General features: G+C 45.7%; 18 protein-coding genes. 15 read left to right on the top strand and 3 right to left on the bottom strand.

The features are described 5' to 3' along the window. The first annotated feature begins 138 nt into the window (after positions 1-138). From ACRD7P_RS05375 to rodA, 7 genes are all read left to right on the top strand, one after another. Positions 139-600 (top strand): GAF domain-containing protein, encoded by a 462-nt coding sequence (locus tag ACRD7P_RS05375; protein WP_430906615.1) that lies wholly within the window; start codon positions 139-141, stop codon positions 598-600. Between the two features lie 370 nt (positions 601-970). Further along, positions 971-2500, top strand: coding sequence for a bifunctional phosphoribosylaminoimidazolecarboxamide formyltransferase/IMP cyclohydrolase (gene purH / locus ACRD7P_RS05370; RefSeq protein WP_430906489.1), 1530 nt, complete (start codon positions 971-973; stop codon positions 2498-2500). 66 nt (positions 2501-2566) lie between these two features. Next, positions 2567-3595: a rod shape-determining protein gene (locus ACRD7P_RS05365; protein ID WP_430906488.1), complete on the top strand. Its 1029-nt coding sequence runs from the start codon at positions 2567-2569 to the stop codon at positions 3593-3595. A gap of 88 nt (positions 3596-3683) precedes the next feature. Then, positions 3684-4505, top strand: coding sequence for a rod shape-determining protein MreC (gene mreC / locus ACRD7P_RS05360; protein WP_430906487.1), 822 nt, complete (start codon positions 3684-3686; stop codon positions 4503-4505). After that, positions 4495-5001 carry a rod shape-determining protein MreD gene (locus ACRD7P_RS05355; protein ID WP_430906486.1) on the top strand — a complete coding sequence of 169 codons (507 nt, stop codon included), beginning with the start codon at positions 4495-4497 and terminating at the stop codon, positions 4999-5001. The genes mreC and ACRD7P_RS05355 overlap by 11 nt, the downstream gene beginning before the upstream one ends. After that, positions 4998-6905, top strand: a complete 1908-nt coding sequence (gene mrdA, locus ACRD7P_RS05350; RefSeq protein WP_430906485.1) for a penicillin-binding protein 2 — start codon at positions 4998-5000, stop codon at positions 6903-6905. The genes ACRD7P_RS05355 and mrdA overlap by 4 nt, the downstream gene beginning before the upstream one ends. A gap of 6 nt (positions 6906-6911) precedes the next feature. Next, positions 6912-8195 (top strand): rod shape-determining protein RodA, encoded by a 1284-nt coding sequence (gene rodA, locus ACRD7P_RS05345; protein WP_430906484.1) that lies wholly within the window; start codon positions 6912-6914, stop codon positions 8193-8195. Positions 8196-8207: 12 nt separating this feature from the next. Here rodA and ACRD7P_RS05340 read toward each other — a convergent pair whose 3' ends face one another. After that, a complete protein-coding gene (locus ACRD7P_RS05340; protein ID WP_430906483.1) occupies positions 8208-9032 on the bottom strand; it encodes a DNA/RNA non-specific endonuclease in 825 nt (274 codons plus the stop codon). A gap of 115 nt (positions 9033-9147) precedes the next feature. On the opposite strand from ACRD7P_RS05340, the gene msrB reads away from it, so the two are divergent. Then, positions 9148-9621, top strand: a complete 474-nt coding sequence (gene msrB, locus ACRD7P_RS05335) for a peptide-methionine (R)-S-oxide reductase MsrB (RefSeq protein ID WP_430906482.1) — start codon at positions 9148-9150, stop codon at positions 9619-9621. Continuing rightward, on the top strand, positions 9608-10135 hold the full coding sequence (gene msrA / locus ACRD7P_RS05330) for a peptide-methionine (S)-S-oxide reductase MsrA (RefSeq protein WP_430906480.1): 528 nt from the start codon (positions 9608-9610) through the stop codon (positions 10133-10135). The genes msrB and msrA overlap by 14 nt, the downstream gene beginning before the upstream one ends. 135 nt (positions 10136-10270) lie before the next feature. Here the strand turns inward: msrA and ACRD7P_RS05325 are convergent, their stop codons facing one another. Continuing rightward, positions 10271-12403, bottom strand: coding sequence for a carboxy terminal-processing peptidase (locus ACRD7P_RS05325; protein WP_430906479.1), 2133 nt, complete (start codon positions 12401-12403; stop codon positions 10271-10273). 180 nt (positions 12404-12583) lie between these two features. Between ACRD7P_RS05325 and surE the strand changes: the two genes are divergently transcribed. The 6 genes from surE to ACRD7P_RS05295 all read left to right on the top strand — a co-directional run bounded on the left by surE (position 12584) and on the right by ACRD7P_RS05295 (position 19448). After that, the gene (gene surE, locus ACRD7P_RS05320; protein WP_430906478.1) at positions 12584-13366 is read left to right on the top strand and encodes a 5'/3'-nucleotidase SurE; all 783 of its coding nucleotides are present in this window, start codon (positions 12584-12586) and stop codon (positions 13364-13366) included. Further along, positions 13356-13640 carry a hypothetical protein gene (locus ACRD7P_RS05315; protein ID WP_430906477.1) on the top strand — a complete coding sequence of 95 codons (285 nt, stop codon included), beginning with the start codon at positions 13356-13358 and terminating at the stop codon, positions 13638-13640. Before surE ends, ACRD7P_RS05315 begins: the two co-directional genes overlap by 11 nt. 121 nt (positions 13641-13761) lie before the next feature. After that, complete coding sequence (gene lpxB / locus ACRD7P_RS05310) at positions 13762-14874, top strand: lipid-A-disaccharide synthase (protein WP_430906476.1); 1113 nt, start codon at positions 13762-13764, stop codon at positions 14872-14874. Positions 14875-14940: 66 nt separating this feature from the next. Then, positions 14941-16779, top strand: coding sequence for a DUF885 domain-containing protein (locus ACRD7P_RS05305; RefSeq protein ID WP_430906475.1), 1839 nt, complete (start codon positions 14941-14943; stop codon positions 16777-16779). 100 nt (positions 16780-16879) lie between these two features. Further along, complete coding sequence (locus tag ACRD7P_RS05300; protein WP_430906474.1) at positions 16880-17431, top strand: C40 family peptidase; 552 nt, start codon at positions 16880-16882, stop codon at positions 17429-17431. A gap of 1 nt (position 17432) precedes the next feature. Continuing rightward, entirely contained in the window at positions 17433-19448 is a 2016-nt protein-coding gene (locus tag ACRD7P_RS05295; RefSeq protein WP_430906473.1) for a ComEC/Rec2 family competence protein, read from the top strand. 6 nt (positions 19449-19454) lie between these two features. On the opposite strand, the gene ACRD7P_RS05290 is transcribed toward ACRD7P_RS05295, so the two are convergent. Further along, positions 19455-21020, bottom strand: coding sequence for a peptide MFS transporter (locus ACRD7P_RS05290; RefSeq protein WP_430906472.1), 1566 nt, complete (start codon positions 21018-21020; stop codon positions 19455-19457). Between the last annotated feature and the right edge of the window lie 6 nt (positions 21021-21026).

Genomic DNA, 21026 nt, shown 5'->3' with positions numbered 1-21026 from the left:
AAAAGGGACGATCCGTAGGGAGCGTCCCTTTTTTTATTGAACTCATTACCAAATCATAAAACACTACAGCGCTACCCATTCAAAAAACACGTTTCGTACTGCGCGATAAAACCATTATTTTTGCAGAAAAAAGCAACTATGTTCAGCACTTTGCGCCCTAAAATCGATACGTTGTTGGCGAACCCTGCAGGCACTACCGACGACAAGCTGCAAACCATCTGCGACCTTTTAAAGGATACCGTCCCCTATTACGATTGGGTGGGGTTTTATTTTAAAAACGGCGACAAGGACGAACTCAAATTGGGGCCTTATGCCGGGGCACCTACCGACCATGTTATCATTCCCTTTGGAAAGGGTATTTGCGGCCAAGTGGCGGTGAGCGACCAAAATTTTGTGGTACCCGACGTTCAGGCCCAGGACAACTACATTGCCTGTAGCATATCGGTAAAGGCCGAAATCGTAGTTCCCCTTTTTGTGAACGGCATCAATATCGGACAGATCGACATCGACAGCGATACGCCGGACCCCTTTACAGAAGCGGACGAGCGCTTTTTAGAGTTCGTGAACGAGCGCGTGGCCAAACTGCTGACCAAGGGGTAAACACCTTCTTTTTCCCAGTAATACCATTTTAACTTTGAAATCGCGTGTATAGAAATTGAATTATTTTTTAGTTGTTCGAGGCAAAAGCCTGTCCCCGGCTTGACCGGGGATCTAAGCATAGCCTTAGCTACGGTTATATTTTTTAACGAAGGACAGCGGAAAAAGAAACGATTTATTAGTGCTATTTCAAAGTTAAAATGGTATAACTTTTTAGTTGTAGGCCATTACGACGGGAAGCCTAATGATCCCTAGGTTATACCATTTCCAAAAAACGTTTAAAACTTTAGGGTTTTTGTTGATAACCCAACCTTTTACAAACCCTTAAAAAAGGTACTTTTGCCCGTAAATAACCACAACGTATCTTTCAAAAATGAGCACTAAAAAAGCCACTTCAGCCTTAATTTCAGTATTTCATAAAGATGGCCTGGAACCTATCGTAAAAAAATTCCAAGAGCTGGGAATTACCATCTACAGTACCGGGGGAACCGAAAAATTCATACGAGATCTCGGCATCGAAGTGATACCGGTGGAAGAAGTGACCAGCTATCCGTCCATACTCGGCGGAAGGGTCAAAACCCTGCACCCAAAAGTTTTTGGGGGAATTCTTAACCGTCAGGACAACGAGAGCGACGTGGCACAATTGGAAGAATTCGAAATTCCACAGCTCGATATCGTTATTGTGGACCTTTACCCCTTTGAGAAAACCGTGGCCAGTGGCGCTTCGGAACAAGATATTATCGAAAAAATAGATATTGGTGGAATTTCCTTGATCCGGGCAGCGGCAAAAAATTATAAAGACGTACTCTGTGTGTCCTCCATGGAGGATTACTCCGAATTCCTGACCGTCATCTCCAGGGACAACGGAAGCACCACTTTGGAAGACCGCAAACAATTTGCCGCAAAATCGTTCAATGTATCCTCACATTACGATACCGCAATTTTTAACTATTTCAATAAAGACCACGCCATTGCTTCACTTAAAATAAGTGAACTGAACGGCAAGGTATTGCGTTATGGGGAAAACCCGCACCAAAGAGGGTTTTTCTTTGGGGACTTTGAGGCCATGTTCTCCAAACTTCACGGCAAAGAACTATCGTACAACAACTTGTTGGACGTGGATGCCGCGGTATTGCTCATGAACGAATTCCGTAAGGACGCCCCAACCTTTGCCATACTGAAGCACAACAATGCCTGTGGGCTGGCCACAAGGGATTCCATACACCAAGCGTATGTAGATGCTTTGGCAGGGGACCCGGTATCCGCCTTTGGGGGAATTTTGATCAGCAACGTCGAAATTGATGCGGCCACGGCCAACGAAATCCATAAATTGTTCTGCGAAGTGGTGATCGCCCCGAGTTATGCCGATGATGCCCTTGAAATTTTAAAGGGCAAGAAAAACCGGATCATCTTGATCCAGAACGAGACGGACCTTCCCGAAACCATCGTACGCACCTGTTTGAACGGCTTATTGGTACAGGACAAGGACCACAAGACCGATACGGTCCCCGATTTGAAATATGTAACCGAAAAGGAACCCTCAAAAGCGGAACTAGAGGACCTGATCTTTGCTTCCAAACTTTGTAAGCACACAAAATCGAACACCATTGTGCTTGCCAAAAACAAGCAATTGTGCGCCAGCGGAACGGGGCAGACTTCCCGCGTAGATGCCCTCAATCAGGCGATTCACAAGGCAAAGTCGTTCAATTTTGACCTCGAGGGAGCGGTAATGGCCAGCGATGCGTTCTTCCCGTTTCCGGATTGTGTGGAAATTTCGCATAAAAATGGTATTTCGAGCGTTATACAGCCGGGCGGATCTATCAAAGATCAACTGAGTATCGATTATTGCAATGAAAATGGTGTTGCCATGGTAATGACCGGCACACGTCATTTTAAGCATTAATTTCACTACTTTTGTTCGTATTGTACACACCCCACTCGAACTAGTAACATAACCAAACAAAGTAAAATGGGATTTTTTGATTTCTTGACCGAGGAAATCGCTATCGATCTAGGTACCGCGAACACCCTCATCATCCACATGGACAAAGTTGTTGTGGACAGTCCCTCCATAGTAGCAAGGGACCGCATCAGCGGTAAAATAATAGCCGTTGGCAAGGAGGCCAACATGATGCAGGGCAAGACCCATGAAAACATCAAAACGATACGCCCCCTGAAAGACGGGGTTATCGCCGATTTTGATGCTTCGGAGAAGATGATCAACATGTTCATCAAAAACATTCCCGCGTTAAAGAAAAAATGGTTTCCACCGGCATTGCGCATGGTCATTTGTATTCCCTCCGGTATTACCGAAGTGGAAATGCGTGCGGTAAAGGAATCGGCAGAGCGTGTGAACGGTAAAGAGGTATACCTGATCCATGAACCCATGGCCGCAGCTATCGGTATAGGGTTGGACATCATGCAACCCAAGGGAAACATGATCGTCGATATCGGAGGGGGAACCACGGAAATTGCGGTAATCGCCCTAGGCGGTATCGTTTGCGACAAATCGGTAAAGATCGCGGGCGATGTATTCACCAATGATATTATATATTACATGCGTACGCAGCACAACCTTTACGTTGGGGAAAGTACCGCAGAAAATATTAAAATAGAGATCGGTTCGGCTACCGAAGATCTACAAAACCCACCGGAAGATAAATCGGTGCAAGGTCGTGATCTATTGACCGGAAAGCCCAAACAGGTGCAAATTTCGTATCGCGAAATCGCAAAGGCACTAGACAAATCCATTTTACGGGTCGAGGACGCGGTAATGGAGACCCTGTCCCAAACGCCTCCCGAACTTGCGGCGGACATTTATAATACCGGTATCTATTTGGCCGGTGGTGGATCCATGTTAAGAGGCCTGGACCGAAGACTTTCCCAAAAAACGGATCTTCCCGTATATATTGCGGAGGACCCTCTTAGAGCAGTCGTACGTGGTACCGGAATCGCATTGAAAAACTTGGAACGTTACAAGAGCATCTTGATCAAATAAGACAATACAAACGACTTTTTACGGGCATCGGAAGCGCTATTCCCTAGATTTTTCCCTTCATGCCAACGTAGCTAAAACCAAAGTGTGAATGCAGCAGATCATCAACTTCGTCATACGGCACAAGAACTTTTTGCTCTACTTGTTTCTTATGATGGTTTCGTTGGGTTTTACGGTACAGTCGCATTCGTATCACCAATCCAGTTTTTTCAATTCCTCCAATTGGATCAGTGGATCCATATACCAAGCATTTGACGGCATTACCTCCTATTTTGGACTTTCCCAAGAGAACCAAAAGTTGGTGGACGAAAATAAAAGGCTCCGCAAGTTATTGTTCAATCAAGAGACGGACAGCAAGGACACTGTAAGCCTGCCAGGACGCTCCATTTATACCATCCTTTCGGGAAAGGTCATAAAAAATAGTTATTCGGACCCGCGCAATTACATTACGATCGATTTGGGAAGCACCGATAGCCTAAAAGCGGATATGGGCGTCATCACACCAAAAGGAATCCTCGGTATCGTAGAAAATGTTTCCCGCAACTATGCCACCGTCCAGAGTATTCTCAACGAGAAGTCCAACATCAACGCAAAACTGAAAAACACCAACCACTTCGGATCCTTGGTCTGGAACACCAAACGGTTCAACATCGTACAGCTGGTAGACATTCCACGATTGGTACCCCTTATGGTCGGCGACACCATTGTTACCGGTGGGATGAGCAGCATTTTCCCCGAGAACGTACCTATAGGCACCATCCAGAAATTTGATTTGGATACCGCCAATAGTTTTTACCGCATCGATGTGCAGCTTTTTAACGACATGACCAATCTGAAAAACGTATATATCGTCCAAAACGTAGACCGTCGGGAAATTATGGAACTCCAAGAGCAGACCATCAATGAACAATAGTTATTTCATAAATATCGTCCGCTTTGTCCTACTGGTATTGGTACAGGTATTGGTGTTCAATCGGCTGAACTTTTTTGGCTTTATCAACCCTATGGTCTATATTTTGTATCTGTATTGGTATCCCATAAAGGAGAACCGCGCCGCCCTTATCGGACTGAGCTTTTTGCTGGGACTGCTGGTAGACCTGTTTTCTGACACCATGGCCCTACATGGCGCGGCTACGGTTACCATCGCCTATTTTAGACCGACCATGATGCGCTTTGTTTTTGGGGTGAACATCGAATTTCAAAGTTTTCGGCTTTCCAACACCACTCGGGCACAACAAATCACGTTTTTGGCGTTATTAATTATAGTGCATCACGCCGTATTCTTTGCCTTAGAAATCTTTAGCTTTGCCAATATAGTATTGATGCTCAAAAAAATCGTGGCCATCGGGGCGGCCTCATTGGTACTCTGCCTGTTGTTCAGCTCACTCTTCAGCGTTAAAAAGGAATGAAAAAAGTATTGCTGTCATCCATTATCGTCATTATCGGGATCACCTTTCTCGGAAGGTTAAGTTATTTGCAGATCTTTAGTTTTTCTCCAGATCAGTTGTTGGAAGACCCGGCAATAAAGGCGATTTATGACTATCCGGAACGTGGCTACATCTACGATCGTAACGGCAAACTTTTGGTAGGGAACGATCCGGCCTATGATGTTATGGTCATTCCCCGGGAAGTAAAACCATTGGACACCCTTGAATTCTGCAAATTATTGGGTGTAGACCGGAAAAAATTCATCAAATCATTACGAAAGGCGAGAATCTACTCGCCAAGATTGCCTTCGGTATTCGTTCCACAACTGTCAAAACAGGACTATGCACGCCTACAGGAAAAAATGCGGCATTATAAGGGCTTTTACATTCAAAAAAGATCGTTACGTTATTATGATACCAACAGTGCCGCAAATGTACTGGGGTACATCAGTGAAGTGAACGAAAGGGACTTGTCCAAGAATCCGGAATACACGCAAGGGGAACTCACGGGCCGTACCGGAGTAGAAAAGGTATATGAAGATACCCTTCGCGGTAGAAAAGGGGTGCAGTATATCCAAAAAGACCGTTTCAATAGGGATATCGGACGTTATAAGGATGGTTCGCTGGACCTAGAACCCGTACAGGGAAAGGAAATACACATCACCATTGATAAGGTGCTACAGGAATACGGGGAAAAATTGATGCACGGCAAATGGGGCGGCATTGTGGCAATAGAACCGGCTTCCGGAGAGATCCTTTCGATGATTTCGGGCCCTACTTACGACCCTTCCCTTTTAGTGGGAAGAAAACGATCGGCAAACTACAGCAAATTGCATTACGATTCGATTTCAAGACCCACTTTTGATCGGGCCATATTGGCGGAAAGCTCACCGGGATCGCCCTTTAAGACCTTAAATGCGTTGATCGCCTTGCAGGAAGGGGCCATTACGCCGAATACCAATATCCAGTGCTATAACGGATTTTATGTAGGCCGTACCAAAAGAGGATGCCATTGCGGTGGTGGGTTACGGAATATGAACGTGGGGATTTACAAATCGTGCAATGCCTACTTTGCCGGTACCTTCCGGAAAATTTACGAACGCTTCGAAACCACCGACGACGCCCATGATGTTTGGGAAAAACACATGAAAAGTTTTGGTTTGGGCAACTATTTAGGTTCCGATCTGCATACGGGAAGAAAAGGTAGGATACCGACCAAAGAATATTATGATAAATGGTACGGCGACAATCGATGGTCGTCTTCCTACATCATCTCGAATTCCATTGGCCAGGGGGAAATAGCGGTAACCCCTATACAATTGGCCAATATGACGGCCGCCATTGCCAACAGGGGCCATTACTTTACGCCCCACCTGCTTAAAAAAGTAGAGGGCAAGGACATTACCTTTCCCGATTTTGTAAAACCGAAGCATACCACCATAGACAAGCACCATTTTGAACCTGTTGTGCAGGGAATGGCCGAAGTGTATCGGAGGGGAACGGCAAGGGGGGTCCAAATCCCCGACATCGAAATCGCCGGAAAAACGGGAACCGTAGAAAATTTTACCATCATCGACAGCGTAAAGACCCAACTTACGGACCATTCCGTATTCGTGGCCTTCGCTCCCGTGGACAAACCCAAGATCGCCATTGCAGTATACATCGAAAATGGCTACTATGGGGCCCGGTACGCCGGACATATCGCGTCCTTGATGATCGAAAAATACCTTAAGGGAACGATTACCAGAAAAGACTTGGAAAAAAGAATGTTGGAGCGCACATTGCTGCATGAGTATGCGAAACCTTATAGCGGTGAGGAATTCAGGATAAACGAATACAACTGGAGTCCAAGGCCAACACCCAAACCGGAAATACTTCCAAGATAAACGCATATGTCGGGCAGAAGCGTCTTAAAACGTATTGATTGGCTTAGCGTACTTTTTTATGTACTCCTGGTCACCATCGGGTGGCTGAACATTTACTCCAGTACGTTCACCGATGCGAATCCCTCCATTTTCAATTTTTCCACCTTACACGGTAAACAGCTCTTCTTTTTTGGGGCCAGTATCGTTACTATCATTGTTATCATGGCCCTAGAGGCCAGCTTTTTTGAACGTTTTTCGAGCTTGCTCTATATTGTTTCCGTCGTGTTGCTTTTAGGGCTGTTCTTTTTTGGAAAGACGATAGCCGGAGCGACCTCTTGGTACAGCCTTGGTTTTTTCAACTTACAGCCTTCCGAACTTGCAAAGGTCGGTACGGCACTGGCCTTGGCAAAGTACCTTAGCGACATCCAAACCGATATTAAACGCAGAAAGGATCAATTATACGCGTTTTTAATCATTCTTATCCCGCCTTTTTTGATTGTGCCCCAGCCCGATCCCGGGAGTGCCCTGATCTTTTTTGCGCTGATCTTTGTCATTTTTAGGGAAGGCCTTCCCCTATATTACCTGGCCATCGGCTTTCTGGCCGTATTGGTATTTGTGACCACTTTAATGTTCGGCACGCTATGGGTTGGCTTTACCATTGTCCTGTTATTGGTATTGTTTTTTCTGCTCAAAAAGAAACGTTTTAAACTGCCCATTGTACCCTTGATCACCTTTGCGGTGGTCACCATCCTATTTTCCCTATCGGTAAATTTCGTTTTTAACAGCGTATTCGAACAGCGCCATAGGGACCGTTTTAGTCTTTGGTTGCGACTGGAGAAAGACCCGGCCAAACTGGAGCAGATCCGTAAAACGATCGGTTACAATACCTACCAATCGGAAAAAGCGATCGAATCGGGCGGGTTTTTCGGAAAAGGCTTTTTGGAGGGTACCCGTACCAAAGGCGATTTTGTACCCGAACAACATACCGATTATATTTTTAGTACTGTTGGTGAGGAATGGGGGTTTATCGGCACCGCTACGGTAGTTATTCTATTTACGCTAATGCTATTGCGATTGGTACATTTGGCGGAACGCCAAAAAAACAATTTCAGTAGAATGTACGGTTATGGGGTAATCTCCATACTGCTGTTCCACTACTTCATCAATATCGGGATGGTTATCGGTGTGCTCCCCACCATCGGCATTCCCCTACCCTTTTTTAGTTATGGGGGCTCCGGACTACTGTTTTTCAGCATTCTCCTTTTTGTCTTTTTAAAACTGGACACCAACCGGTTGAAGGAGGGAATTTAAGAAGAAGCAATTTTACATCGGCCAGTTCCCGATATCCGTGCCGCTTTCCAAACTGGCCTGCATCTGATCTGATAGCTGATAAAAAAAATCGATTCCAGTTCGTTTTTCCAGTTCATCGATAGGCACTACAAAGGTATGCAATGGCTTTGAGCGCTCCTTTCCTTCCATCAGAAAGGCGATTGCGGTCATTTTTGAAGCATTCCCGCTGGCAACGATCTTATAATAATACTCAGGTACCGAAACAGCCTCCGCTCCAATTTCATCTAAATCCTTTTCCAGTATGCCCCCGGTAATAACATACAAGGTACCCTTCTTTTTTGCCCAACGGCGGACCTGCTGCTCCAAGCGGTTCCATATGCCAGCGTTGAAATCCCTGTCCTGCGGACTAATGTTGCTGGTGTAAAACGTTTCGTTATACGCCTGTTCGCTAAAACGCCGATCTCCGGCCGGACATAAATGCCCGCGATCGTAGCCCGACCCCCTATAGTTTTTCCAGTCAGCAGATTTTGTGGACACTTTGGGATCTTCAATAAAATAAGGCCGTTTACGATCGTCGTAGGTGAGGTGTTCTTTTTTTAATACATAAGCCACCCACTCGGCCTGTTCGTGGGTTTCGCTATAGGATAGACAATAATGTCGGTGGTCGATCATCGAACCCGTGGTAGAACGGGGAAGGGCAAAAGCCGGTACGGATGTTATCCCGTGGGTGTCGGACGGTGCTTCAGAATAGGATGCGGGCGTATAAAAATTCTGGAACAACCAAAACCCGACGATACAAACGAGCATAAGCACCGAATAGATGATGCTATTGCGATTTTTGAACGATATGCTACCCATGTTTAAAACTACAAATTTCACGGTTACCTCCATCACGTGACCACCGTATGTTTTCCAAGAATATTTCGACCAAAAAAGCGAAATTCTTATTACCTTATACCAAAAATGTAGCGCTATGATTACTTGGAAAGATGTTATTCATTTTAGTACCAAAGGAAATCCGAAGCCCGACAAAAGGGTGGAGAAAACCGAGGCGGAATGGCAACAGGTATTGACACCCGACGTTTTTCGCATTACCCGAAAAAAAGGTACCGAAGCACCACATACCGGTGACCTTTGTGGCATATACGAAGCCGGAAAATACAATTGTGTCTGTTGCGACACACCACTTTTTGATTCTACCATTAAATTTGAATCAGGTACGGGCTGGCCCAGTTTTACCCAACCGATAAAGGAGAATGCCATCAGTTACATTAAAGATGTTTCCTTTGGTATGATACGGGTAGAAGTACTTTGCAATACCTGTGACGCACACTTGGGGCATGTATTCCCCGATGGTCCGGAACCTAGCGGCCTTCGGTACTGTATCAATTCGGCTTCTATGACCTTACAACCAAAGCATACCGAGGACACGCTTGAAAACAGTTGAAAAAGCCACCTTTGGCGGAGGTTGTTTTTGGTGTATCGAAGCACTTTTTACCATCGTAAAAGGTGTTGAACAGGTTGTATCGGGGTATAGTGGAGGGTCCGTACCCGGATATCCCACCTATAGGGAAGTATGTTCCGGCCGCACTGGACATGCCGAAGTGGTACAAGTGACGTTTTGCCCGGAGCTCATTTCGTACGAACGATTGCTGACCCTCTTTATGACCGTACACGACCCAACGACAACACATACCAAAGGTGTTTCCATAGGCAACCAGTACCGTTCGGTAATCTACACCCACAACAACCAACAACAGCAATCGGCGGTTGCACTGATCGAAACCTTAAGACCGCGCTTCGAAAAGCCCATCACGACGGAAATAGCTGCTTTGAAAAATTTCTATTTGGCCGAAGCATATCACCAGAAGTATTTTGAGAAAAATCCGGAGCAGGCCTACTGCCAGGGGATCATCCGGCCTAAACTGAAAGCATTCCAACGCGAGCATCCAGAGGGTTAAAATCATACCATTTATGGCATTAATACCATTTCTACCTTGAAATCAACCATTAAAAAATGGTATAAGGGATCCCAAAAAACTAAAAATCCCCGAGATATGCCGTCCCGGGGATTTTTAATTCAGTTATAGAAAAAATCAGCCTTTTACACTGGCCAGTTTTCCGTTTTTGATGTTATTGATCTTCAGATCCTGTAATACGTTCACCGCTTCCTCAACATATACATCCTTGGCCAAGTTCTGGTGCCAACGGTTTCTTTTTTCCCGAAGTACGGAATCTTTTGTAAACAAGGCTTCTTCATATTTAAGGGAACTGAACGATAGTTTATTATCGTATTCGGACAGTGTCTTAAAATAATCGAGCTTTTCTTTATCCTTTTGTTCCTCCACCTTATAATCGGAATAGTTCAGGGAAATTTTGGTTTCTTCCTGCTCGGCTTTCAGCCATTTTGCATTCTCCTCTATAAGCGCGATCTGGGCATTTCCCGCCATCCTTTTATTGCTGCTGGCCAGTGTCTGCTCATAGTCGATATAGCCGTCCCACGGCTTGTAATCGGCAGGGGTGATCTTATCCCACTTTAACGGGTTGGACTGGTCGCGTTCTCCCAAATCGATATAGGAATAACGGTCCGGGACCACCACATCACTTTTTACTCCTTCGAGTTGTGTGGATCCTCCGTTAATTCGATAAAACTTCTGTGTGGTCAGCTTTATGGCACCTAATTTCCCATGGTCGTTGCTCCTTACAATGTTGTCCAATGGAATAACGTTCTGTACGGTTCCCTTACCAAAGGTCTGCTCGCTACCGATAACCACGGCCCTTTTATAGTCTTGCATGGCGGCGGCAAGTATCTCGGAAGCCGAAGCCGAAAGTTCGTTGACCAATATCACCAACGGACCGTCCCACTGAATGCGTTCGTCCTTGTCCTCATAAACTTCTTTCTTTTTACCGGACGACTGTACTTGTACCACCGGACCATCTTTAATAAAAAGTCCTGCCATTTCAACGACCGTTTTTAATGATCCTCCTCCGTTATCGCGCAGATCCAAAACGAGACCTTCAACACCCTCCGTTTTAAGTCGCTCTACTTCCTTGGCCACATCGGTAGCTGCATTTCGCTCGCTGTAATCATCAAAGTCCACATAAAATTTGGGAAGATGGATAAGTCCGTAACGAATATCGTCTTTTTGTATTTTGGTCGATTTGGCAAACGACTCTTCCAATTCTACCACATCCCTAGTGATGGAGATGACATCCAATGATCCGTCCACTTTTCTAACGGTAAGGTCCACAATGGTTCCTTGGGGCCCTTTTATAAGTTTTATAGCATCGTCCAACCGCATTCCGACGATATTGATAGGCTCTTCGCCATCCTGCCCTACTTTAATAATTTCGTCCCCTACCTCCAACTGCTGGTTGCGCCATACGGGACCACCGGAAATGATTTCCACGATTTTAGCGCCTTCGGGTTTTTTTTGCAATCGCGCCCCGATACCCTCGAATTTTCCGGACATGCTCATATCGAACTTTTCCTTATCATCAGGGGCAAAATAGTAGGTGTGCGGATCAAACTCGTCCACAATGGTATTGATGTATTGTACGAACCAGTCTTTACGTTCGGTATCGTCCACAAAGTCGAAAAACTCATCCAAGGTTTTACGGGTCGATTCGCGGGAATCGATTTCCGCCCGTTCTTTGGTCATCGGCTCCTCATCGGTCTCTTCAGGGGTTTCAATGCGCTTTATCTTCGAATCATATGTACCTAATGTAGCGTACTTCAATTGTTTTCTCCAACGTTCTTTCAAGTCTTTTCTGGAATCGGCAAAGGGCATTTTTTCATAATCGATGTCGATTTTCTCCTTGCGCCCGTAGTCAAAGGGAACTTCCAAAACCTCTTTGTATATCTCCTTCGCCTGTTGCATACGCTCCATCAACCTTTCGTGGACTACATTAAAAAAAGCGATTTCGGTATTCTTTATCTGGTCGTCTATTTGAAATTTGTATTGCTCAAATTCCTTGATGTCCTCCTCCAGAAAATAACGCTTGGTCGGGTCCAATATCTCTATGAAATCCTCAAAAACGCTTACCGAAAAGTCATCGTCGATATCTTTGGGCTCATAATGTCCTTTCTCCAATACATAGGTGATCAGATCGAGGAGCAATTTGTCCTTATCGTCGTTTTCGAAATTTTCAGCGGTTTGATTTGTAAAGCTGCACGAGGCTACCGCGATGAGCGTTATAAATAAAGCGTAGGCTAGGTTCCTTTTCATTTATCAGTTTTTGGGCAGACAATTTAAAAGAGGCAATTGCTGCGGTGGTAAAATCCTTGTAATTCCCTAAGATACTGAAAAAACCATGCCATGGATTGCAACAAGGATTAATTTTTTGTTAAACGGCTCATAGGTCTTATCCTTTTTAAAAACGTATTTTTGTCCAGTAAATTATGTGAAATGGCAAAACCTTTAATATTGGTGACCAATGACGATGGAATTACGGCTCCCGGGCTACGATCTCTTATCCGTTTTATGAGCGAATTGGGAGAGGTTGTCGTAGTTGCACCGGACAGTCCGCAATCCGGCATGGGGCATGCCATTACCCTCGACAGCACCTTATATTCCACTTCTTTGAACATCGCCCCGGAAGATGGCGCCAAGCAAGAATATAGCTGTAGCGGAACACCTGCGGATTGCGTAAAATTAGGGCTTCAAGAGCTTTTAAAACGCAAACCGGATATCTGTGTCAGCGGCATCAATCACGGCTCCAATGCTTCCATAAACGTTATTTACTCCGGTACCATGAGCGCGGCGATAGAGGCAGGGATAGAAGGCGTACCGGCCATAGGGTTTTCGCTTTGCGATTACTCTTGGAAAGCCGACTTTGAACATGCAAAACCCTATATCCAGCAAATCGTCAAACAGGCCCTGCATCATCAAATACCAATGGGCACGGTACTGAACGTAAATATTCCCAAAAATACCGATGTGGGGATAAAGGGCATAAAAGTATGCCGACAGGCAAAGGCCAATTGGAAGGAGAAGTTCGATAAGCGAACCAATCCTATGGGAAAGGATTATTATTGGCTGACCGGGGAATTTGAACTATTGGACAAAGGTGAGGACACCGACGAGTGGGCCTTGGCCAACGGTTATGTTTCCGTGGTACCGACGCAATTCGATCTGACCGCACACCATTGCATACAACAAATAAATACTTGGAATTTAAATGAATCATAAAAAAGAAATCGTAATCGGTATTCTTGTCGGGCTTATCGCCAATACCATCGGCACCCTATTGTATATCGCCCTTTTTTCGGAACTCGGAATTGCCGAAACCTTCGCTGCGGCGATCGAACAGGACCATTTGGGCAGTTTGCTGGCACTGGGCGCCATTTTAAACCTGGTCGCCTTTTTCGCTTTTTTACGTATCAAAAGGGACCAACGGGCAAAAGGGGTCTTGATCGCCACGCTGCTCACCGCCTTGGTCATCCTTGGCTATAAACTGCTATAAGGGTTCGAACAAGATTCTTTTATGACCGAACGGACGGATTCCTTTACGCTACGGTGCAACAAAGGATTTGCGAATTCAAGAAAATTTGCCCGAACCTAACAGCGGGCAGCTTAGTTTTTAAATGAAGTATTATATTATTGCCGGTGAGGCTTCCGGGGACCTTCATGGATCGAACCTCATTCGCGCCTTAAAACGCAAAGACCCCGATGCCCATATTCGCTGCTGGGGTGGTGATCTCATGCGCGAGGCCGGTGGAACATTGGTCAAGCACTATAAAGAAATGGCCTTTATGGGGTTTATCGAGGTAGTGCTGAACCTGTGGAAAATATTCAAGAACATTGCTTTTTGCAAAGCGGATATCGCCCAATTTCGACCCGATACCATCATTTTTGTCGATTATTCCGGCTTTAATCTTCGCATCGCCAAATGGGCGCGAAAAGCAGGTTTTGGCACACAATACTACATTTCCCCACAGCTATGGGCATCGCGCGAAAAACGTATTGAAAAAATAAAGCGCGATATCGACCGGATGTATGTCATTTTGCCTTTTGAAAAAGCGTTCTATGAAGATAAGCACGGATATCCCGTCCATTTTGTGGGCCACCCCTTGATCGATGCCCTAGCGCAGAAACCTGAGGTATCGGAGCCCCTATTTCGAAAAGAACATCGGTTAAGTGCGGACAAACCCATTATAGCCCTGCTACCGGGCAGTCGCAAACAGGAGGTGGAAAAAATGCTTCGAACGATGCTTTCCGTGGCCGGTCATTTTCCCGAATACGAGTTCGTTATCGCCGGAGCGCCAAGTCTTGACGGGGATTTTTACGCTCCTTACCTGAATACCCCAAACGTGAAGTTCGTACTGAACAAAACCTATGACCTTTTGGGCATGGCCCATGCGGCATTGGTCACCAGTGGTACCGCCACCTTGGAAACGGCCCTTTTCAACGTTCCGCAAGTGGTATGCTACAAGGCAAATTGGGTGTCGTACCAAATTGCGAAACGCATTATCACCTTGAAGTACATTTCGTTGGTCAATCTTATTATGGACAAAGAAGTGGTCAAGGAACTCATCCAAGAAGAACTGCATACGACCGCACTGGTATCCGAATTGAAAAAAATAACGGAGGGCCCCGCTCGCGACGCCATGTTAAGGGCATATGACGAATTATCCGAAAAGCTTGGCGGAAAGGGCGCCAGTGATAAGGTTGCGGAATTGATAGTAACGAATACTTAATTCAGGTCTTATTCATACCTTAGATGGGCCAATAAATTGATTGCCACACCGAAACACAGCTATGCTATGAAAAAATTACTGCAAACTACGTTTACAATAAGTCTTTTGATATTTCTTGCAAACTGCAAGCAAGCAACTGAAAAAACCGAAGAAAAAATAGCGCCGGAAGCGATTGCCAACGGCTCAAAAGCCCTAAACGATTGGTTCCAAAAGGAATGGGATAACGAAGTCGCGCTATCGCCCATGACCCAAACCTATTTGGGCGACAAAACGGATTACGACAAATGGGACGACATGTCCAAAGAAACTGAAGAAAAGGCATTCAAGAGGTCAAAATCCCGATTGGCCTTTCTAAAAGACTCCGTAGACGTGCAGGCATTGGATGAAGCTACTTTACTGAGCTATACCCTTGCGGTGCAACAGCAGGAAAATGAAATTGCCGATTACCAATATCGTTTGTATGACTATCCCGTGAATCAAATGTTCGGCATACACTCCCAAGTGCCCTCTTTTTTAATCAATATGCACCAAATAACGGACAAAAAAGACGCAGAGGCCTATGTTTCAAGACTAGAGGGCGTTCCCCTTTTGTTCGAACAAATTATCGAGGGGCTTAAAGAACGTGAAGCAGCAGGTATCGTTCCTCCGAAGTTCGTTTTCCCAAGAGTTATCGAATCCTGTAAAAACATCCTGAAGGGAGTCCCTTTTGAAAACGACACGGAATACAGTACCCTACTGGAAGATTTTCAAACCAAACTCAAAAAGATCGATACCAACGAGGGGGATACCAAATCACTATTGGCCGCGGCAAAAGCAGCGTTGACCACTTCGGTAAAACCTGCATACGAAAAGTTGATCCGTTTTTTGGAAGCGCAATCGACAAGGGCCACTACGGACCATGGCGCTTGGAAGTTTCCAAATGGGGCTGCCTACTATAACAATGCCCTTGCCCGCACCACCACTACCGATATGACTTCCGATGACATTCACGCCTTGGGACTTTCGGAGGTAAAACGAATTCATGAAGAAATGAACGCGATCAAAGATGGTGTCGGTTTTGAAGGCTCGCTTCAAGAGTTTTTCGTTTTCATGAAAGAGGACGAACAATTCTATTATCCGGACACCAAGGAAGGTCGCGCCGAATACATGCAAACCGCCACGGCATTGATCGATACGATGAAAGCCCGACTGGACGAACTTTTTTTAAGGAAACCAAAGGCGGACCTGATCGTAAAAGCGGTAGAAGGTTTCCGGGAAAAATCAGCGGGCAAGGCGTTTTACCAAGCCCCGGCACTGGATGGTTCCAGACCCGGCACCTATTACGCCAATATGTACGATATAAAGGCCATGCCCAAATACCAAATGGAAGCCCTAGCTTATCATGAGGGCATCCCGGGCCATCACATGGAAAGGGCAATGTCCCAAGAATTGGAGAATATTCCGATGTTCAGAAAAATAGGCGGATATACGGCCTATGTTGAAGGTTGGGGACTGTACACTGAATTTATTCCAAAAGAAATGGGACTGTACAGTGACCCCTACTCCGATTTTGGCAGACTGGCCATGGAACTTTGGCGTGCGTGCCGCTTGGTGGTCGACACGGGCATACATTCCAAAAAATGGACCAGGGAAGAGGGCATTGCCTATTACACCGACAACACCCCGAACGCAAAAAGCGACGCCGTTAAGATGGTCGAGCGCCATATTGTTATGCCGTCCCAAGCGACGGCTTATAAAGTGGGTATGAACAAAATTTTAGCGCTTCGAAAAATGGCAAAGGACAAGCTTGGAGCTAAATTCGATATCCGTGAATTTCATGAGGTTATTCTCAAAAACGGGGCACTCCCATTGGACGTGTTAGAGGATATGGTGAACGCTTATATTTCGGCCACCCAAAGCAGTTAAATCCACTGATCGGCATATGAGCACCACACTAAGGGTTTTATTCGTTTCAAATTAATTCTCTAATTTTGGGTAGGAGCGAAAATTCAATTCCCAGTGTAGTATGCGTCATATCTGTATTCTTGTGCTTTCGATTCTTATAACCGGTTGCGGTGCGGTAAAAAAGAAAACGACCTACAGCAAAACCCGTAAAGTTTCGGTTCCCGCTTCCAAAGAGAAGACCGTAGTAACCGAAAAATCCGATGATGATCGGGCCAGGGGTACGGCATCCCGATCCAAGGCCGACGAAATTATCGATACCGCGCTCAAGTTCTCGGGCACGCGATATAAGTTTGGCGGTACTACCAAAAAAGGGATGGACTGCTCCGGATTGCTCTATGTATCCTTTGGTGAACACGACGTTTCCTTGCCCAGAACCTCTTATCACATGGCGGAAGAGGGAAAGCGGATAAAACTGAGGAATGTTGAAAAAGGAGATCTGCTTTTTTTTCGAACCCGCAAAAGCGCTAAGCGGATCAACCATGTGGGCATGGTGGTGGCCGTTGGATCCGAAATCAAGTTTATTCATGCCTCTTCCTCCAGAGGGGTCATTGTATCTTCGTTACGGGAAGGTTTTTGGAACAACGCTTTTGTAAGGGCCAACCGCATCCTGTAGCATGGGATTGTTCCGCTTTGTTCCCATTCGCTTAACGCTCTTTTTGGTCTGTGGTATACTGACCGCCAGTTTTTTCGATCTCGGACTCCTTTTCTCCATAGGTGCAACGGTACTATCGATAGCGTTGCTGCTGTTCTTTTTTGTATTGAAAAAGGCAAATCCCATATGGTTTTATATGGGTACGGCGCTTACCACTTTTTGCCTGGGAATATTGGCGTACAGTATGGGCCAGCCGAAAAATTGGGCGGACCATTATGCCAATCATGAACGGGAAAGCGCGACCGTATGGGAGCTTCGTATTACGGAAGCACAAAAACCATCGGCATTTTCCGAACAATACATCGCCGAGGTAATCAAGGTGGACGGAACCGCCCGCACCGGACCGATACTATTGAAGTTTCCCCCAAATTCCTTTACAAAACCCTTAATGGTCGACGATAGGGTTCTTGTAGCGGCAAAGACCGACCCGATACCCCCGGCTTTAAATCCCCACACCTTTGACTACCGTAATTATATGGCCCGAAAAGGGATACTGCATCAATTACGCCCTAAAGCGGGAGCGTTTGTATGGCATCCGCCGCAGCACCGTACCCTTTTGGGAAGGGCAAACGCAGTGCGGGACAAACTGGCCGAAAGTTTGGAACGTGCCGCTTTCGGTCCCGACGAGCTCAGCATCGCAAAAGCCCTTTTACTGGGCCAACGAAACACGATTTCCGAAAACACTTATGACAGTTATAAAAAGGCGGGTGCCGTACACATTTTAGCGGTATCGGGCCTACACGTGGGTATTCTTTTACTGCTGATCCAATCGCTATTACGTCCCCTGCGTCGCTTACCGCATGGCGACAAGCTACAGCTTGTTCTCGCTATTGTATTGTTATGGGGATTTGCGTTTTTAGCGGGCCTGTCCGCGTCGGTGGTACGGGCGGTAACCATGTTCAGCTTTATGGCGTATGCCCTCTTTTTGAACAGACCGAGCAATGCTTTCAATATTTTGGCCCTGAGCATGCTCTTTATTCTTTTGGTAATAGATGCAAACCTTCTTTTTCAAGCCGGCTTTCAAATGAGCTATGCCGCCGTGGGAGCCATCGTTTGGCTGTACCCAAAACTGATGCGGTGGTGGGCTCCCAAGAACCCGATACTGATGAAAATTTGGCAACTCTTATCGGTAAGCATCGTGGCACAACTGGGCGTGCTTCCGATCAGCCTTTTCTACTTTCATCAATTTCCCGGATTGTTTTTTATATCGAACCTGTTGATCGTTCCCTTTTTGGGTATTGTTCTCGGTATGGGCCTAGTGGTGATGTTCCTTTCGTTACTTGATTTTTTACCGTCATTTTTGGCATCTATTTACAATCAAATGATTGCCATGATGAACGGCACGGTCACCTGGGTAGCAGCGCAAGAAAGCTTTCTTTTTACGAACATTTCTTTCAATAGTGTGCAGTTGGTACTCTCTTATGTGCTGTTGCATTTGGTATTTGGCTATTTCCCAGTGCGTTTTTTCAAACGCATGGCGTTGATTTTAACGACGCTGCTCTTATTGCAACTGGCTACGGTATATCCCGTTTTGAAGCATCGAAAAAAGGAACAGTTGCTTTTGGGACATGTGCCCAGAAAAACGGTTCTCCTGCATCGTGAAGGGCAACGGCTCTATCAACTGTCCCCCGAGGGAAACAATACGGAACGTATTACGGAAGCATATGCCCTGGGCGAAAACATCCCGACAATTCAAAACAGGCCTTTGAAAGAAACCCTCATGTGGCAGGGAAAAAGCATTCTTGTTATCGACAGTTTGGGGGTATATCTCCCTTTTCAAAAAGAAATCGATTATGTAATCCTTACCCAATCGCCCAAATTGAATTTGGAGCGACTCATCGACAGCTTGTCGCCCAAGGTGATTATTGCGGACGGCAGCAACTACACCAACGCTATTGCCCTATGGAAAGGGACCTGCCAAGCAAAGAAAGTGCCTTTCCACAGTACTAGGGAAAAGGGCGCTTACTCTTTTCCATAAAATCCATTAACGATCCGCCGATTCAAAACCTATATTTTCGTCCGCTTTGATAACGGTCTCCTTATCTTCGGCACCATGAGTAAGCCGTTTTAACGGTTTGATCAATAGAATGACAAGTATTCCAAAAAGTACGGCAAATACAAAAAGTCCGCCAAAAACCTTTAGCTCTCCAGCTTTAACCGATTCTTCCCCTATAACTCCGGCAACTTTGTTCCCTAAACCTGTGGCCGCCCAATATACTCCCATCATCAATGCCATATACCGAGCTGGCGCCAATTTTGTGAAGAACGAAAGGGAAACCGGGGACAAACACAGCTCCCCCAAGGTATGAAAGAGGTATGCGAAAAGAAGCCAATACATGGCCGAACTCCCATTTGCTTCATACTGCAAGGAGGCAAAAACCATAAACATGAAACCAAACCCCATAACAATTACACCAACTGCCATTTTAAAAAGGGAAGACGCCGCTTTTCCTTTTAACTTTCTTCGGGCCCAAAAGTTGGCCACCAACACGGCAAAAAGGATGATAAATCCGGGATTGGCCGATTGAAACCATGCAGAAGGTACTTCCCAGCCCATCAACATTCTATCGGTTTTGTCTTCGGCATACAGGTTCATTAGTCCCCCCATCTGCTCGAAACATCCCCAAAACACCAATACCATCAATAGCGATAATAGCAATACCACATAACGGTCTTTTTCGACTTGCCCGTTAAGATTCTTATAAATCATCATCATAAGTCCCGTAATAAGGGATATTACGATAAAAAGAAGACCATAGCCCAAGTGATCCGGTCCTTTAAAGGTTATTCCGGCATAAACGGAAAGCGCCAACAATATTAAAACGATTGTCAGTTGCAAGGGTGATTTTAGCAATTGGGAAAACAAGCTCGCCAAACTGATATCGTTGGATTTTTCCTCGACCGTGGGAGCGTTTCCGACATGCACCAAAAAGCGTTGCCCATATAGGTAAACGAGCAAGCCCAAGGCCATACCGATTCCCGCCAATCCAAATCCGTAGTGCCAGCCGTAGTATTTGGCCACAAGACCTACGGACAAGGAAGCCAAAAACGAACCAAGATTGATACCTACATAAAATATACTGAACCCCTTGTCCCTGCGGATATCGTTTTGCCGGTACAATCCCCCTACCATTGTAGATATATTCGGTTTTAACATTCCAACGCCCAAAATAACAAGACCTAAACCGGAGTAATAGGCCCAAATAGCATCGATCGCCAGAACCCCGTGCCCAGCGGTAAGCAATAGGGCACCGATCGTTACGGCTTTCTTTTGCCCCAATACCCTATCGGCCAAAAACCCTCCCGGTATGCTCATTAAATACACCAACATCGTGTACCATCCATAGAGTGCCAACGCCTCCGTGGTAGTCCAACCCAATCCACTCTGGGGATCGTTCTCCAGTGTTTTTGCGGTCATGTACAAGGTTAACAGCGCCCTCATCCCATAATAGGAGAACCGTTCCCACATTTCGGTAAAGAATAGGACGTAAAGTCCCACTGGATGCCCAAAAAGTTCTTTTTGATGCTGTGATTTTTCTATAATCGCCATTTGATA

It is taken from the genome of Maribacter sp. 2-571 (assembly GCF_050589625.1).
Classification (GTDB): domain Bacteria; phylum Bacteroidota; class Bacteroidia; order Flavobacteriales; family Flavobacteriaceae; genus Pelagihabitans.
This window is presented reverse-complemented; position numbering and strand designations above follow the sequence as displayed.

What these genes read in the sequence shown, in the direction of transcription:
- ACRD7P_RS05375 (WP_430906615.1), top strand. Translation starts at nt 139, where the DNA reads ATGTTCAGCACTTTGCGCCCTAAAATCGATACGTTGTTGGCGAACCCT.
- purH (WP_430906489.1), top strand. Translation starts at nt 971, where the DNA reads ATGAGCACTAAAAAAGCCACTTCAGCCTTAATTTCAGTATTTCATAAA.
- ACRD7P_RS05365 (WP_430906488.1), top strand. Translation starts at nt 2,567, where the DNA reads ATGGGATTTTTTGATTTCTTGACCGAGGAAATCGCTATCGATCTAGGT.
- mreC (WP_430906487.1), top strand. Translation starts at nt 3,684, where the DNA reads ATGCAGCAGATCATCAACTTCGTCATACGGCACAAGAACTTTTTGCTC.
- ACRD7P_RS05355 (WP_430906486.1), top strand. Translation starts at nt 4,495, where the DNA reads ATGAACAATAGTTATTTCATAAATATCGTCCGCTTTGTCCTACTGGTA.
- mrdA (WP_430906485.1), top strand. Translation starts at nt 4,998, where the DNA reads ATGAAAAAAGTATTGCTGTCATCCATTATCGTCATTATCGGGATCACC.
- rodA (WP_430906484.1), top strand. Translation starts at nt 6,912, where the DNA reads ATGTCGGGCAGAAGCGTCTTAAAACGTATTGATTGGCTTAGCGTACTT.
- ACRD7P_RS05340 (WP_430906483.1), bottom strand. Translation starts at nt 9,032, where the DNA reads ATGGGTAGCATATCGTTCAAAAATCGCAATAGCATCATCTATTCGGTG.
- msrB (WP_430906482.1), top strand. Translation starts at nt 9,148, where the DNA reads ATGATTACTTGGAAAGATGTTATTCATTTTAGTACCAAAGGAAATCCG.
- ACRD7P_RS05325 (WP_430906479.1), bottom strand. Translation starts at nt 12,403, where the DNA reads ATGAAAAGGAACCTAGCCTACGCTTTATTTATAACGCTCATCGCGGTA.
- surE (WP_430906478.1), top strand. Translation starts at nt 12,584, where the DNA reads ATGGCAAAACCTTTAATATTGGTGACCAATGACGATGGAATTACGGCT.
- ACRD7P_RS05315 (WP_430906477.1), top strand. Translation starts at nt 13,356, where the DNA reads ATGAATCATAAAAAAGAAATCGTAATCGGTATTCTTGTCGGGCTTATC.
- lpxB (WP_430906476.1), top strand. Translation starts at nt 13,762, where the DNA reads ATGAAGTATTATATTATTGCCGGTGAGGCTTCCGGGGACCTTCATGGA.
- ACRD7P_RS05305 (WP_430906475.1), top strand. Translation starts at nt 14,941, where the DNA reads ATGAAAAAATTACTGCAAACTACGTTTACAATAAGTCTTTTGATATTT.
- ACRD7P_RS05300 (WP_430906474.1), top strand. Translation starts at nt 16,880, where the DNA reads ATGCGTCATATCTGTATTCTTGTGCTTTCGATTCTTATAACCGGTTGC.
- ACRD7P_RS05295 (WP_430906473.1), top strand. Translation starts at nt 17,433, where the DNA reads ATGGGATTGTTCCGCTTTGTTCCCATTCGCTTAACGCTCTTTTTGGTC.
- ACRD7P_RS05290 (WP_430906472.1), bottom strand. Translation starts at nt 21,020, where the DNA reads ATGGCGATTATAGAAAAATCACAGCATCAAAAAGAACTTTTTGGGCAT.